At 70.4% G+C, this 14,350-nt stretch carries 11 protein-coding genes and 1 pseudogene; 7 read left to right on the top strand and 5 right to left on the bottom strand.

Annotated features, from left to right (window positions below):
• Nucleotides 1-25: 25 nt before the first annotated feature.
• Entirely contained in the window at nt 26-1,402 is a 1,377-nt protein-coding gene (locus ACRAWB_RS03875) for a glucose-6-phosphate dehydrogenase (RefSeq protein WP_431352138.1), read from the top strand.
• Between the two features lie 46 nt (nt 1,403-1,448).
• Here ACRAWB_RS03875 and ACRAWB_RS03880 read toward each other — a convergent pair whose 3' ends face one another.
• Entirely contained in the window at nt 1,449-1,904 is a 456-nt protein-coding gene (locus tag ACRAWB_RS03880; protein ID WP_431352139.1) for a hypothetical protein, read from the bottom strand.
• A 152-nt stretch (nt 1,905-2,056) separates the two neighbouring features.
• Nucleotides 2,057-2,275, bottom strand: a complete 219-nt coding sequence (locus ACRAWB_RS03885; protein ID WP_431352140.1) for a hypothetical protein — start codon at nt 2,273-2,275, stop codon at nt 2,057-2,059.
• 62 nt (nt 2,276-2,337) lie between these two features.
• On the opposite strand from ACRAWB_RS03885, the pseudogene ACRAWB_RS03890 reads away from it, so the two are divergent.
• Nucleotides 2,338-3,491 (top strand): annotated as a pseudogene (locus ACRAWB_RS03890) (SLC13 family permease).
• Between the two features lie 22 nt (nt 3,492-3,513).
• Here the strand turns inward: ACRAWB_RS03890 and ACRAWB_RS03895 are convergent.
• The 3 genes from ACRAWB_RS03895 to ACRAWB_RS03905 form a co-directional block, all read right to left on the bottom strand.
• Nucleotides 3,514-4,623, bottom strand: coding sequence for a hypothetical protein (locus ACRAWB_RS03895; RefSeq protein ID WP_431352141.1), 1,110 nt, complete (start codon nt 4,621-4,623; stop codon nt 3,514-3,516).
• Between the two features lie 71 nt (nt 4,624-4,694).
• Complete coding sequence (locus ACRAWB_RS03900; protein ID WP_431352142.1) at nt 4,695-5,492, bottom strand: YhgE/Pip domain-containing protein; 798 nt, start codon at nt 5,490-5,492, stop codon at nt 4,695-4,697.
• Nucleotides 5,492-8,377: an MMPL family transporter gene (locus ACRAWB_RS03905; RefSeq protein ID WP_431352143.1), complete on the bottom strand. Its 2,886-nt coding sequence runs from the start codon at nt 8,375-8,377 to the stop codon at nt 5,492-5,494. Before ACRAWB_RS03905 ends, ACRAWB_RS03900 begins: the two co-directional genes overlap by 1 nt.
• 120 nt (nt 8,378-8,497) lie before the next feature.
• On the opposite strand from ACRAWB_RS03905, the gene ACRAWB_RS03910 reads away from it, so the two are divergent.
• From ACRAWB_RS03910 to ilvD, 5 genes are all read left to right on the top strand, one after another.
• Nucleotides 8,498-9,160 (top strand): TetR/AcrR family transcriptional regulator, encoded by a 663-nt coding sequence (locus ACRAWB_RS03910; RefSeq protein ID WP_431352144.1) that lies wholly within the window; start codon nt 8,498-8,500, stop codon nt 9,158-9,160.
• 48 nt (nt 9,161-9,208) lie between these two features.
• A complete protein-coding gene (locus ACRAWB_RS03915) occupies nt 9,209-10,114 on the top strand; it encodes an SGNH/GDSL hydrolase family protein (protein ID WP_431352145.1) in 906 nt (301 codons plus the stop codon).
• 128 nt (nt 10,115-10,242) lie between these two features.
• Entirely contained in the window at nt 10,243-11,688 is a 1,446-nt protein-coding gene (gene otsA, locus ACRAWB_RS03920) for an alpha,alpha-trehalose-phosphate synthase (UDP-forming) (RefSeq protein ID WP_431352146.1), read from the top strand.
• A gap of 38 nt (nt 11,689-11,726) precedes the next feature.
• A complete protein-coding gene (otsB, locus tag ACRAWB_RS03925; protein ID WP_431352147.1) occupies nt 11,727-12,551 on the top strand; it encodes a trehalose-phosphatase in 825 nt (274 codons plus the stop codon).
• Between the two features lie 71 nt (nt 12,552-12,622).
• A complete protein-coding gene (gene ilvD / locus ACRAWB_RS03930; protein ID WP_363808372.1) occupies nt 12,623-14,317 on the top strand; it encodes a dihydroxy-acid dehydratase in 1,695 nt (564 codons plus the stop codon).
• Nucleotides 14,318-14,350 lie beyond the last annotated feature (33 nt).

Below are 14,350 nucleotides of genomic sequence, written 5' to 3' on the forward strand. Positions count from 1 at the left end.
CCAGTATGGCCGTACTGTGATCCGCATGACGCAGGCTGTGGACACTCTTGTCATTCTCGGAGCATCCGGCGACCTCACGTCGAGGCTGCTCCTCCCTGCGATCGGCCAGCTGCTCACCGATCAACCGCAGCGCTCCATCTCGCTCGTCGGCTCGGCCGGCGATGATCTGGATGCGGACGCCTGGCGCGCGATCATCACGAAGTCGTTCGCGACGGTCGGGGCCAAGGGCGACGCCGTCGAGAAGCTGCTGAAGGAGACCCGCTATGTGAGGGCGGACGCCACCAGCGCCGACGACCTCCAGAACCTGCTCGGGAGCGTGAAGGGCGTCCCCGCCCTGTACTTCGCGCTGCCGCCCGCGGTCACGGCGAAGGCGTGCCAGGCGCTCGGCACCTTCGACCTGCCGAAGGGCCTCACGCTCGCCCTCGAGAAGCCGTTCGGCACCGACCGGCAGAGCGCCATCGCGCTCAACGCGCAGTTGGCGACCCTCGTCCCGGAGGACCAGATCCACCGCGTCGACCACTTCCTCGGCCGGTCGAGCGTGTTCAACATCCTCGGTGTCCGCTTCGCGAACAGCATCATGGAGCCGCTGTGGGATGGCCTGCACATCGAGCGCGTCGACGTCATCTACGACGAAACCCTCGGCCTGGAAGGACGCGCGCGGTACTACGACGGCGCCGGCGCCCTGATGGACATGATCCAGAGTCACCTGCTGCAGGTCATGGCGGTGCTCGCGATGGAGCCGCCGTCGACGTTGGGAGCGGCCGACCTGCGCGACGCGAAGCAGATCGTGCTGCGCGCGACGAAGGTCTGGGGCGACGATCCGGTCGCATCCAGCCGCCGCGCGCGCTATGCGGCGGGCGAGATCGACGGCAAGAAGCTGCCCGCCTACAAGGATGAGGAGGGCGTCGACCCGTCGCGGGAGACGGAGACCCTGGCCGAAGTCACCCTGCAGGTGGACACCTGGCGGTGGAAGGGCGTGCCGTTCACCCTGCGCTCGGGCAAGGCGCTCGGCAGCCGCCGGCGTGAGATGGTCGTCACCTTCACGCCGGCCGCGCACATCCCGACCGGGCTGACGGGGTCGACCGAGCCCGCGAAGCTGCGCCTGCTGTTCGCGCCGGACTCGATGTCGATCGAGATCAACATCAACGGCACCGGCGACCCGTACGAGCTGGAGCGGACGACGCTCAAGGCCGAGTTCGGGCCGGGTGCGCTGCTGGCCTACGGCGAGGTGCTGGAGGGCATCCTCGACGGAGATCCGTCGCTGTCGGTGCGCGCCGACACGGCGGTGGAGTGCTGGCGGATCGTGGAGCCGGTGCTGGCGGCCTGGCGTGACGGGAAGGTCCCGCTGGAGGAGTATCCGGCGGGGTCGGAGGGTCCGGAGGACTGGCCCGAGCTGGGCTGAACGGCGGCTGCCGGCGCGAGCCGCGGTGGGGCTCGCCGTCGGCGGGTCAGGCCGCGGTGCGGTGCGAGATCAGCGGGAACTCGCCGGTCACCGGCTTGCGGAGGTCCGTCCACTGGGTGATCGGGGCGGGCTCCCAGCCGAACGCGGCGGGCTCGTCCTCGGCCTCGAGCTCGGCGGCAGGCGCCTCCACCTCTGAGGCGGGGACCTCGACGACCGGAGCGGCCTCGGCGACGTGCGCGTGCACGACCTCGGCCTCGACGGGCGCGTCGGCGACCTCCGCGGCCAGGTGCTGCGGCGCGGTCAGCGACTCGCCGGCCTCGAGGCGGCGACGCGCCTCGGCGATCGCGGCGGCGATGCCGACCGAGACCGACTGGGCGAGGATCGAGTGGAAGATGGTGTCGGTGTCGTCCTGGGCGCGGCGGACGACCGTCCACTCGCCGTCCTCTCCGATGAGCTCGGACACCTTTCCGTGGACGAGCTCGAGGATCTGGGCATCCGTCAACTGCGGAGCCGGAGCCGCCGGCACTGCCGCGGCATGCCGCCTACGACCAAACATCGCGCAACCCCTTCCAGGTTCACCAGTAATACAAGTGTCCTGGAGGAGTGCCGAGGAAACCCGCGCAACACGCCGGGAGATCCGCGGAATTCGGCGGGTCAGCGGCCCTTTCGTGCACCAACCGGGTTGGATTCGCGCTCAGAGGCCTCCCGCGTCTCCTGGAGCACGGCTCCGACGGCCAGCACGAGCGAGATCCCGGCGTTGATCCACATGAGCGGGACGCGCCAGTCGCGGGGGCCGCTCTTGGAGGACTGGATGGTCGTCCAGAGTCCGATCGCCGCACTGATCACGGCGCCGTTGAAGAGGTACTTGCGCATCCGATTCCTTTCCGGGTCGTCCCGTAGCGTACGCTTCGATGGTCGAGGCCGGGAGGAGGACGATGCGCACCGCGATCGTGGGCGCCGTGCTCCTCGTGCTCGGCGGCATCGCCGTGGCGACCGGTCTGCTGCCGGTCCCGGAGGCGGTCGAGCTGTGGGACCGCGTCTGGCCCATCCTGCTCTTCGTCATCGCCATCACCGTGGTGACGGAGCTCGCCGCCGAGGCGGGGGTCTTCACCGTGCTCGCGCAGCAGACCGCGCGCTGGGGCCGCGGCCGCGCCTGGGTGCTGTGGCTGCTCGTCGTGCTCGTCGCCGCGCTGAGCACGATCTTCCTCTCGCTGGATACGACCGCGGTGCTGCTCACGCCGGTCGTGATCGTGATGGCGCGGCACGCCGGGCTGAACCCGCTTCCGTTCGCGCTGACCACCGTATGGATGGCGAACGCCGGCTCGCTGCTGCTGCCGGTCTCCAACCTGACCAACCTGCTCGCGCAGCACTCCATGGGCGACCCGTCGCCTGCGGCGTTCGCGGCGCTCATGTGGGCGCCCGCGCTGGTGGCGATGATCGTGCCGATGATCGTCGTCTTCGTGATCGCCCGGCGCTTCCTCCTCGTGCGCTACGAGACGGGAGAGGAGGACGGCATCGAGGACCCGGTGCTGTTCTGGGTCTCCGGCGCGGTCGTGGTGGCGCTGGTCCCGCTGCTGGTCTCGGGGCTGCCGGTGTGGCTGCCGACGACGATCGCCGCCGTCGTTCTCGTGGTGCTGTTCCTCGTGCGTCGGCGCGGGGTCGTGCGCTTCGGTCTGCTGCCCTGGCAGCTGGTGCTGCTCGCCTCCGGGTTGTTCCTGTTCATCGAGGCGCTGCACGCGGCCGGGCTCGGGACGCTGATGGCGACGATCTCCGGCACGGGGAGTCGCCGCTGGCCCTGCTGCGGCTGTCCCTGACCGGGCTGGTCGGCGCGAACGCGATCGACAACCTCCCGGCCTACCTGGCGCTGGAGCCGGTCGCCGAGAGCCCAGCGCGGCTCGCGGCGCTGCTCATCGGCGTGAACGCCGGTCCCCTGATCACGCCGTGGGCGAGCCTCGCGACCCTCCTCTGGCACCAGCGCCTGACGTCGTTCGACGTCGAGATCCGCTGGTCCCGCTACATGCTCCTGGGCCTGATCGTCGCCCCCGTCACCGTCGTCCTCGCCACCCTGGCCCTCTCCCTCACCCTCTGACCGGCTGCGGGCGGGGCGGCGGCTACTCGGCGGGGAGGAGCTGCGCGGCGTTGATCACGCGGCGGCGGGCGACGGCGATCAGCGCGAGGGCGAAGCCGAGGGCCGCCCAGAGGAGCAGGCCGCCGAGGCCGCGCCAGGCGTCCGCGGATCCGTCGATCGCGCCCTGAAGCGCGGTGATCGCGGGAGCCGTCGGGAGCCAGGGCAGCGCCGCATCGAAGAAGTCGGGCGCGGTCGAGACGATGCCGGAGGCGAGCGTGATCACGACGACGAGCATCGACAGGAAGCGGCCGATCCCGCCCAGCAGGGCGACGAGGCCGTGGTTCACCGCCGCGAAGGCGATGCCGGTCGCCGCCGCCAGCCAGGCGAAGCCGAACCAGTGCCCGACGTCGAGCCCGAGCGCCGGAGCCATGACCGCGGAGACGAGCACGCCCTGCAGCACGCCGAGCACGGCGGCGGGCACGAAGCCGTCGAGCGCGATGAGGCCGGCGGCCCGGGAGGTCAGCAGCGCACGGCGGGACAGGGCCTGGAGCACGAGGAACGTCGCCAGCGCGCCCAGCCACAGCCCGACGGAGGCGAACAGCGGGATGCTGGAGCTACCGAACGCGGTGGTGCCCGAACTCTTCTGCGTGACCGGCTCGGCCGCGACCTTCGCGAGGCTGGTCCGCTCGCCGGTGTCGTAGGACGGCAACTGCTTCACGGCCGTGTGCAGGCCCGTCGCGAGCGACGAGGCGCCGGAGGCCGACTGGTCGGCGCCGGACGCGAGCGCCGGGATGCCGTCGCTCAGCTGCTGGACACCGGTCGCGAACTGCTGCGCGCCGTCCGCGGACTGCGATGCGCCTGAAGCGAGCTGCTGGGCGCCGGATGCGGACTGGGCGACGCCGCCGGAGAGCTGCGCCGCGCCGGCGGCCGACTGCCCGATCCCGGCCGAGAGCGCCGTCAGCCCGCTCGCGAGCCCGGCGTTGCCGCTCGCCACCGTGGAGGCGAGGCTCGACAGGCTCGGGCGGCCGCCCGGGCCGGCCTGCGTGATGCCGTTCTGCGTCTGCTTGATGCCCGCGCAGATCGGGTCGGCGGCGGTGTGGAGGGCGACGCAGTTGGTGTAGAGCTCGCCCAGCCCGGAGGCCGTCTGGTTCACGCCGGTCGACACGCCTCCGGCGGCGGTGGCGAGCTGCTGCGCCTGCGATGGAAGGGCAGCGGTCTTGTCGTTCAGGGTCTGCAGTCCCCCGCGAGCGAGCCGGCGCCGCCCGAGAGCTGCTGCAGCCCGTCCGCCAGCCCCGACGTCCCGTCCGACAGCTGCGAGATGCCGCCTGCGAGCGACGATGCACCGGTCGACAGCTGTGCCGCCCCGTCGGCGAGCTGGTGCGTCCCGCTCGCGAGCTGCGTCAGTCCGCCCGCCAGCTGATCCGCGCCGGTCGCGGCCTTGCCCAGCTGCTCGCCGAGCGTGTTGAAGCCGACGTACACGTTCTCGATGTAGGTCGAGGTCAGCTGCTTGTTGAGCACCGAGGTGGCGGTCGTGGTCACGGCCTGGCTGATGGCCGGGTCCACGAGCTTCGAGTCCTTGCTGGTGCGAACGTCGATGGTGGCCTGGGTCGCCTCCGACGCCTTCCCCGCGGTCGAGGTCGCCGCCTTCGAGAAGTTCTCCGGGATGGTCACGACCGAGACGTACTCGCCGCTCGCGATGCCCTTGTCCGCGTCCTTCTTGTCCGTCAGCACCCACGAGAAGTTGTCGTTCTTCGTGTCGAGGAGCCCGGCCGCCATCTGGCGCCCGAGCGGGACGGTCTGGCCGTTCAGCTTCACCGGCTGATCGAGGTTGACCACGGCCGCCTTGACGTCGTGAAGGCGCTCGGTCGGGTTCCAGAGCGCCCAGACGAGCAGGCCGCCGATGACCAGCGGGACGAGCAGGATGCCGGCGATGGTGAGCCAGGTGACGCGCTTGTCGGAGCGCATCCGCTCCAGCGAGAACAGCGACCCGGGGCGGCGCAGGGGAGAGGTGGGCGTGGTCATCAGGCGTTCGTCTTCTCGAGGTGGGCGCCGTGCTCGGCGCGGTCGGTGTCGGTGAGATCGGTGACGGGCGTCGCGGCGCGCGGCGCGTCGGACAGGTCGACGGCGGTCGGCTCGGCCGTGTCGGGCAGGAGGTCGTCGAGACCGGACGGGTCGACACAGCTGACGACGAGGGCGAACGGCCGCTCCTCGACGCGCGCCCGGCTGAGCGCGGCGGTCAGCTCGGCGCGGAGGCGGCGCCGCTCGACCGGGTCGGTGAGGGTGTCGACGGCGTCCAGGGCGAGCAGCTGCGGGCGGCTGGCGAGCGCCCGGCGGACGTCCTCCACCGGGGTGTCGGAGTGGTCCAGCCGCACGACCGAGGTGGCGGACCGGACCGCTGCCCCGCGCGTCGGGAGGACGAACCCGGCGACCTTCACGGTGCCGCCGTTCACGTGCGTGCGTCCCGTGATCGCCATGAGCAGGGCGAGAGCAGCGGTGCGGTCGCCGCCGTGGACCACCAGCACCTCGCCGTCGCCGAGCCGGAACGACACGTCGCCGACCAGCGTGCGCTTCCGCGTCGCGACGGTCAGTCCCTCGGCGGCGGCGACGTCGGTCGCGCCCGGCTCGGGCCAGTCGGCGAGCTGGAGCTCCTTCTGCAGGCCGTCGCCCTCGACGTCGAACGACGGGAGGATGCGGTCGAGCCAGCGCGGCATCCACCAGGCCTTCTCGCCCAGCAGCTGCAGCACCGCGGGCACCAGCGTCATGCGGACGATGAACGCGTCCACGAACACGCCGACGGCGAGGCCGAGCGCGATCGGCTTGATCGACGCGTCGCCTTCCGGGACGAACGCGGCGAACACCGAGATCATGATGATCGCGGCCGCGGTCACGACCTTCGCCGAGCCGACGAATCCGCTCTGGATCGCGCGCCGCGCATTGCCACCGTGCACGTAGTCCTCGCGGATGCGGCTGACCAGGAAGACCTCGTAGTCCATCGCGAGGCCGAACAGCACGCCCATCAGGATGATCGGCATGAACGAGATGATCGGCCCGGTCTTGTCGACGTGCAGCACATCCGACAGCCAGCCCCACTCGAACACGGCCGTGACGGCGCCGAACGCGACGCCCACCGAGAGCAGGTAGCCGAGCGCCGCCTTGATCGGCACCGCGATCGACCGGAACACCATCGTCAGCAGGATGAGCGACAGCCCGACCACGAGCACGCCGAACGGCAGCAGGGCGCCGCCGAGTCGCGATGACACGTCGATCTGCGCGGCGGTGTTGCCCGTGACCTTGAGGTCGACGCCGTATTCGTCGAGGAAGTGCTGGTGCTTCGCGCGGATCTCGGCGACGAGGTCGGCGGTCTTCGGGTCGTCCGGGCCGGTCGTCGGCACGACCTGGACGATCCCGGTGTCGGCGGTGGCGTTCGGGGTCGCCAGCGGGACCGAGGCGACGCCCGGCAGGTCGGCGATCTCGTCGCCGATCTTCTTCATGAGCCCCAGCGGGTCGGTGCTCTGGATGATGGATCCGGTGACGATCAGCGGCCCGTTGTAGCCGGGGCCGAAGTGCTCGGAGACGAGGTCGTAGGCCACGCGTGCGGACGAGCTCTCGGGCTGCGAGCCGGCGTCGGGTAGAGCCAGCCGCAGCTGAAGCGCCGGGAGGGCGGCGATGCCGAGGCCGACGATGACCGCCACGACGGTGACGATCGGGAAGCGTGTGACGGCGCGCACCCAGCCGCGGAAGAACCCGCGGGGGATCTCGGCGTTGGCCGCGTGTGCGAAGTCGGCGGCGGGAGCGGGGGTGGGCTCCGCAGGCGGCGCCTCGACCTCGTCGGCCTCGGCGGCCGCCGCCGCGCGGCGCTTCTCCTCGCGGGCGGACTTCCGTCGCCCGGGCGTCAGACGCGCACCGGCGAAGCCGAGCAGTGCCGGCGTGAGGGTGAGCGCGATGATCACGGCGACGGCGACCGCGGCCGACGCCGCGAGACCCATCGTGGTGAGGAAGGGGATGTTGGCGACGGCGAGGCCCGCCAGCGCGATGATGACCGTGATGCCCGCGAACAGGACCGCCGATCCAGCGGTCGCGACCGCGCGCGCGGCGGACTCCTCCGGCGGCACCCCGGCCTTCAACTGCCCCTGATGCCTCGAGATGATGAACAGCGAGTAGTCGATCCCGACCGCGAGCCCGAGCATGAGCGCGAGCATCGGCGTGGTCGACGAGATGGAGCCGAACAGCGTCGCGATGAAGATGAGGCACATCGAGATGGCGACACCGAGGATGGCCGTGAGCAGCGGCATCCCTGCGGCCAGGAACGAGCCGAACGTGACGATCAACACGATGAGCGCGATGCCGACGCCGATCAGCTCGATCACCGACAGGGTGGGCAGGTTCTGCGAGAACAGCTGGCCGCCGACGGCCGACTTCGAGCCGTCCGGGAGCTGTTTCGCCAGGTCGGCGCCGACCTTCTTGATGTCGTCCTTCGTCTCGGCCGTCACCGTGGTCATCTGACCCTTCAGCTGAACGGTGATGATCGCGGCGGAGCGGTCGTCGGAGACGAGGTCCTTGACCTGGTCGGAGTAGGGGGAGGTGACGCCGGAGACACCGTCGACGTCCTTGAGGTCGGACGCGGCTGCCTCGATGGGCTTCTTGATGTCGCTGTCGTCGACGGTCTGCCCGTCGGGCGCGACCACCACGACCTGCGCACTGGTGCCGCTGACCTGCGGGAACGTGCGGCTCAGCGTGTCGAGCGCTTCTTGCGATTCGGTGCCCGGAATGCTGAAGCTGTTGTCCGTGCCCTGGTTGAGGAGCAGGGCGCCGCCGCCGAGAAGGGCGAGGAGCCCGATCCAGAGGATCAGGACCAGCTTGCGGGCGCGGAAGGCCCACCGGCCGACCGAGTACAGGAGCGAGGACACGGGTTCTCCAGTGGGTGAGTACCGAAAGCGACGAAAAACAGTTCGATACACCGTTGTATCCGTACAGAACCGTATCGGATACACTGCTGTATCGAAAGTTGGATTCAGGAAGGTTTCAGCTTGAACACCACGACTCTCACGGAAGACGCGCCCACCGAGTCCGGTCGGCGCCGGCGCACCCGGACGCGCCTGCTCGACGCCGCCTTCGAGGTGTTCGCCGACCAGGGGGTCAGCGCGGCCAGCGTCGAGACGATCGTGGAGGCCGCCGGGTTCACGCGCGGCGCGTTCTACTCCAACTTCTCCAGCAAGGAGGAGTTGTTCCTGGCGCTCATCGAGCGCGAGATGGGGATGCGGCTCGAGCAGTTGAATGCGGGCGTCGAGCAGTTCCTCGCCCCGCTCGTGGGCGAGCAGGGGGCAGAGCTCGACGATGAGGACGTGCTGCGGACGATCACGCGCATCCTGGAGCTGCAGTCCGACGACCGGCGCTGGTGGCTGGTGCAGGCCGAGTTCCAGCTCATGGCGCTGCGCGACCACTCGATCGCGGCGGACTACCTGCGGTACTACGACGAGTTCTTCGCCGAGCTGACCGAGATCGTCGTCCAGGCCCTCGCGAGCGCCGGACGCCGGTTCACCATCGAGCCGGCCGAGGCCGTGCGGGTCATCGCCGAGCTGTGCGCCAACGGCGAGGCGCGCGCGGTGCTGGCCGACGACCAGCGCACCTTCCCCGAGCGGCTGTCGGAGTCGGTGCCCGCCATCCTGCTGGCCCTCACCGAGCGCGTGTGATCGGCACGTTTGAGCGTTCCCCAAGCCGGGCGGTCTAGTGTCTGACGGATGCGACCCGAAGCATCCCGAGACCCCCGCGCGCCGCGCGCCTCCCGTGTGCTCCGCGCCGTCGCCGTGCTGGCCGCGGCGTCCGCCGCCCTCGTCCTGAGCGGCTGCTCCGGCGCACCCTCGAGCGCGGGTGCGCCGCGCCCGGCTGCCACGTCCGTCCCCGCGCCCACGCAGACGCCCGACCCGTTCCCGAAGGAACCGCTCACCGCGTCCACCCGGTACGTCGCCGTCGGCGACTCCTTCGCGGCGGGAATGGGCGCGGGAGCCGAGCAGGGCAAGTGCAAGCTGAGCGCCAACAGCTACCCGTCGGTCTTCGCGCGCAAGGCAGGCGTCGACCTCGTCGTGAACGCCGCCTGCGCCGGAGCCACCACGTCCGACCTGCTCAAGCACCAGCTGATCGCCCTCGACGAGCGCACCGACCTCGTCACCGTGAGCATCGGCGGCAACGACCTCGGCGTCGCCGAGATCGCCGGGAGCTGCGCGGCCGGCAAGGCGGCCGCCTGCCGCAACCAGGTCACCGCGGCCCTCTCGCTCCTCAACGTGCTGCCTGACCGGCTGGACACGGTCTACAGCGCCATCGCGCAGGCCGCCCCGAACGCACGAATCGTCGTCACCGGCTACACCCTGCTGTACGACGCGTCCGATCCGAGCGCACCCGACTTCCAAACGGCCGCGGCCATCAACGCCGCGACCATCGGCCTCAACGAGGTGATCCGTCAGGCGGTCGACCAGCAGCGCGCCGACGGCAAGCCCCTGACGTACCTGCCGGTCGACTTCACCGGTCACGCCATCGGCGACCGGAGGCCGTGGCTGAACACCTCGGGGGCGGACGTCTTCCATCCCACCGCCGCGGGCTATGCGGAGTACGCGAGCCGCCTCATCCAGCTGCTCGGCAAGGCGCAGTAGGGGCGCTGGTACCCTGGCTGGTGTCTCACGCCGAGAGCCTTCAAGGGAGTTGACCGACCATCACCGCGACGCCAGAACCGACGACCTACGACCTGATCATCGTCTCCAACCGCCTGCCGGTCGACCGGGTGGTCGATGACGACGGCAACGCGGACTGGCGGCCCTCGCCGGGCGGTCTGGTCGCAGCGCTGGAGCCGGTCATGCGGTCGCAGGACGGCGTGTGGATCGGCTGGGCCGGCGTCTCGGACGAGGAGATCGAGCCGTTCGAGGCGGGCGGGATCAACATCCTCCCCGTGCCGCTCAGCGAGCAGGAGCTGCAGGAGTACTACGAGGGCTTCTCGAACGACACCCTGTGGCCGCTCTATCACGACGTGATCGCGCAGCCGTCGTACCACCGGGAGTGGTGGGAGAGCTACGTGAAGGTCAATCGCCGTTTCGCCGAGGCTGCGGCGTCCGTCGCCGCCAAGGGCGCCGTCGTCTGGGTGCACGATTACCAGCTGCAACTGGTCCCCGCGATGCTGCGCGAGCTGCGGCAGGACCTCGTCATCGGCTTCTTCAACCATATCCCGTTCCCGCCGTACGGCATCTACTCGCAGCTGCCCTGGCGCCGGCAGATCATCGACGGGCTGCTCGGCGCCGACGTCATCGGCTTCCAGCGGGTGGCCGACGCGGGCAACTTCTCGCGCGCTGTGCGCCGGCTCAAGGGGTACGAGACGCGCGGGCCGATCATCGAGGTGCCGATCGACACGGACGACCCGGAGGCCGGGTCGCACCGCCACGTCACGACCGACCGTCGCGGCGGCCTGGTGCGCACGGTGCTCGCCCGGGCGTTCCCGATCTCGATCGACGCCGACCAGTACCAGGATCTGGCGCGGCGCCCGGAGATCCAGGCGCGCGCCCGCGAGATCCGGGAGGAGCTGGGCAACCCCGAGAAGATCATGCTCGGCGTCGACCGGCTCGACTACACCAAGGGCATCGGCCACCGGCTCAAGGCGTTCGGCGAGCTGCTGGAGGAAGGCCGCGTGAAGGCCGAGGACGTCACGCTCGTCCAGGTCGCGAGCCCGAGCCGCGAGCGCGTCGAGACCTACCGGCAGCTGCGCGACGAGATCGAGCTGACCGTCGGCCGGATCAACGGCGACTACTCGACGCTGGGCCACACCGCGGTCGCGTACCTCCACCACGGCTACCCGCGGGAGGAGATGGTCGCGCTGTACCTGGCCGCCGACGTCATGCTGGTCACCGCCCTCCGTGACGGTATGAACCTCGTCGCGAAGGAGTACGTCGCCACCCGCGTCGACGAGGACGGCGTGCTCGTCCTCAGCGAGTTCGCCGGTGCGTCCGACGAGCTGCGGCAGGCGCTGCTGATCAACCCGCACGACATCGAAGGCCTCAAGGACACCGTCATGCAGGCGCTCGCGATGCCGAAGCGCGACAGGACCCGCCGGATGCGCGCGCTGCGTAAGAAGGTGCTCACCAACGACGTCGCCCGCTGGTCCGCGTCCTTCCTCGACGCGCTCACCCGCAGCGCCCACGGCGACCACCCGCTCCAGGACCCGCCGGTCAACCGCCGCTGAGCCCATCCACTGTTTGTTCCTCCCCGTCTGAAAGCCGCATGACCGACACCGCCTCGCACCTCCCGCCCGCCTCCGCCGTCGCCCTCGCCACCGCGCTGCAGAAGCTCGCCACCACCGATCGCCTGCTGCTCGCCCTCGACTTCGACGGGACGCTCGCGCCCTTCGTCGACGTCCCGCGCGGCGCCCGGGCGCTGCCCGAGTCCAAGGCCGCGCTCGACCGGCTGGAGCACCTGCCGAACACGTGGGTCGCGTACGTGTCCGGCCGTCCGCTGTCGAGCCTCGAGGTCGTGACGGAGGCCGACGCGGATGCGCTGCTCATCGGCTCGCACGGGGTCGAGATCCGCTTCGGGCGCGACGGGGTCTCGCTGGATCTGTCGCCCACCGAGCAGGAGACGCTGGAGCGCCTGGGGGACGCGCTCGGCGCCCTCGTGGACGACGTGCCCGGTGCGAAGCTCGAAACCAAGCCGGTCGGGTACGGCGTGCACTACCGGCAGGTCGAGGACGGCCTCGGGCCGGACGTCGTCGCGCGGGCTCGCGCTGCGGCTGCCTCCGTGAGCGAGGCGCTGACCATCCGCGACGGCAAGGACATCATCGAGTTCTCGATCCGCGAGGCGCACAAGGGCGACGGGGTGGAGCGCCTGCGTGAGTACACGAAGGCGACCGCTGTGCTGTTCGCGGGCGACGACGTGACCGACGAGGACGGCTTCCGGGTGCTCCGGCCCGCCGACGGCGATGTGGGCATCAAGGTGGGCGAGGGGGAGACGGCGGCCCAGTACCGGGTGGCCGACGAGCGCGCGATCGCGACGCTGCTGACCCTGCTGGCCCAGGCGCGCGAGGCCCACGTGAAGTCGTCGACAGACTGACCCGATCGCGGGTTCTCCACCGTTCTGGACACATGGTCGGAGGGGCATTCGAGACGTCCTAGAGTTGTTCCATGCCAGAAGTCGATTGGAAACCGCGTTCGCGCGTCGTCACGGACGGGATCGAAGCCACCACCAGCCGCGGGATGCTCCGCGCCGTCGGCATGGGCGATGAAGACTGGGAGAAGCCGCAGATCGGCATCGCCTCGTCCTGGAACGAGATCACGCCCTGCAACCTCTCGCTCGACCGTCTCGCGCAGGGCGCGAAAGAGGGCGTGCACGCGGGTGGCGGCTATCCGCTCCAATTCGGCACCATCTCGGTCTCCGACGGCATCTCCATGGGCCACGAGGGCATGCACTTCTCGCTGGTGTCGCGCGAGGTCATCGCCGACTCGGTCGAGACGGTGATGATGGCCGAACGGCTCGACGGAACCGTCCTTCTCGCCGGCTGCGACAAGTCGCTCCCCGGCATGCTCATGGCGGCAGCACGGCTCGACCTCTCAGCGGTCTTCCTCTACGCCGGGTCGATCGCGCCGGGCTGGGTCAAGCTCTCCGACGGCACCGAGAAGGACGTCACGATCATCGACTCCTTCGAGGCGGTCGGCGCGTGCAAGGCCGGCAAGATGAGCGAAGAAGACCTCAAGCGCATCGAGTGCGCCATCGCCCCGGGCGAGGGCGCGTGCGGCGGCATGTACACGGCCAACACCATGGCCTCCGTGGCCGAAGCGCTCGGCATGAGCCTCCCGGGGTCGGCCGCGCCGCCCTCGGCGGACCGCCGCCGCGACTACTACGCGCACCGCTCCGGCGAGGCCGTGGTCAACCTGCTCAAGAAGGGAATCACCGCACGCGACATCATGACCAAGGAGGCGTTCGAGAACGCCATCGCCGTGGTCATGGCGTTCGGCGGCTCGACCAACGCGGTGCTGCACCTGCTCGCGATCGCGCACGAGGCCGAGGTCGACCTCACGATCGACGACTTCAACCGCATCGGCGACAAGGTGCCGCACATCGGCGACCTCAAGCCCTTCGGCAAGTACGTCATGAACGACGTCGACCGCCACGGCGGCGTCCCGGTCGTCATGAAGGCGCTGCTCGACGCGGGCCTGCTGCACGGCGACTGCCTCACCGTGACCGGCAAGACGGTCGCCGAGAACCTGGCCGAGATCAACCCGCCCGCACCGGACGGCGAGGTCATGCGCTCGCTCGACAACCCCATCCACCCCACCGGCGGTATCACCATCCTCAAGGGCTCGATGGCTCCCGAGGGTGCTGTCGTCAAGACGGCCGGCTTCGACGCCACCGTCTTCGAGGGCCCCGCGCGCGTGTTCGAGCGCGAGCGCGCCGCGATGGACGCGCTGACCGAGGGCACCATCAAGGCCGGCGACGTCGTCGTCATCCGTTACGAGGGCCCGAAGGGCGGCCCGGGCATGCGCGAGATGCTGGCCATCACCGCTGCCATCAAGGGCGCGGGCCTCGGCAAGGATGTACTACTATTGACGGACGGACGATTCTCAGGCGGCACAACCGGCCTGTGCATCGGCCACATAGCACCCGAAGCGGTGGACGCAGGTCCCATCGCCTTCGTGCGCGATGGTGATCTGATACGGGTCGATATCGCGGCTCGCTCCCTCGACCTACTTGTCGACGAGTCCGAGCTGACCGCCCGCCGTGAAGGCTGGGCGCCTCTTCCTCCGCGCTATACCCGTGGCGTTCTCGCGAAGTTCTCCAAGCTCGTGCGCTCCGCAGCTGAAGGAGCCGTCACCGGCTGAGCCTTTGCGCCAGCACCGTAAACCATCTTCGTA

Origin of the sequence: Leifsonia poae, from assembly GCF_050632865.1 — a bacterium.
Taxonomy (GTDB): Bacteria; Actinomycetota; Actinomycetes; order Actinomycetales; family Microbacteriaceae; genus Leifsonia; species Leifsonia poae_B.

What these genes read in the sequence shown, in the direction of transcription:
- ACRAWB_RS03875 (WP_431352138.1), top strand. Translation starts at nt 26, where the DNA reads ATGACGCAGGCTGTGGACACTCTTGTCATTCTCGGAGCATCCGGCGAC.
- ACRAWB_RS03885 (WP_431352140.1), bottom strand. Translation starts at nt 2,275, where the DNA reads ATGCGCAAGTACCTCTTCAACGGCGCCGTGATCAGTGCGGCGATCGGA.
- ACRAWB_RS03900 (WP_431352142.1), bottom strand. Translation starts at nt 5,492, where the DNA reads ATGACCACGCCCACCTCTCCCCTGCGCCGCCCCGGGTCGCTGTTCTCG.
- ACRAWB_RS03915 (WP_431352145.1), top strand. Translation starts at nt 9,209, where the DNA reads ATGCGACCCGAAGCATCCCGAGACCCCCGCGCGCCGCGCGCCTCCCGT.
- otsB (WP_431352147.1), top strand. Translation starts at nt 11,727, where the DNA reads ATGACCGACACCGCCTCGCACCTCCCGCCCGCCTCCGCCGTCGCCCTC.
- ilvD (WP_363808372.1), top strand. Translation starts at nt 12,623, where the DNA reads ATGCCAGAAGTCGATTGGAAACCGCGTTCGCGCGTCGTCACGGACGGG.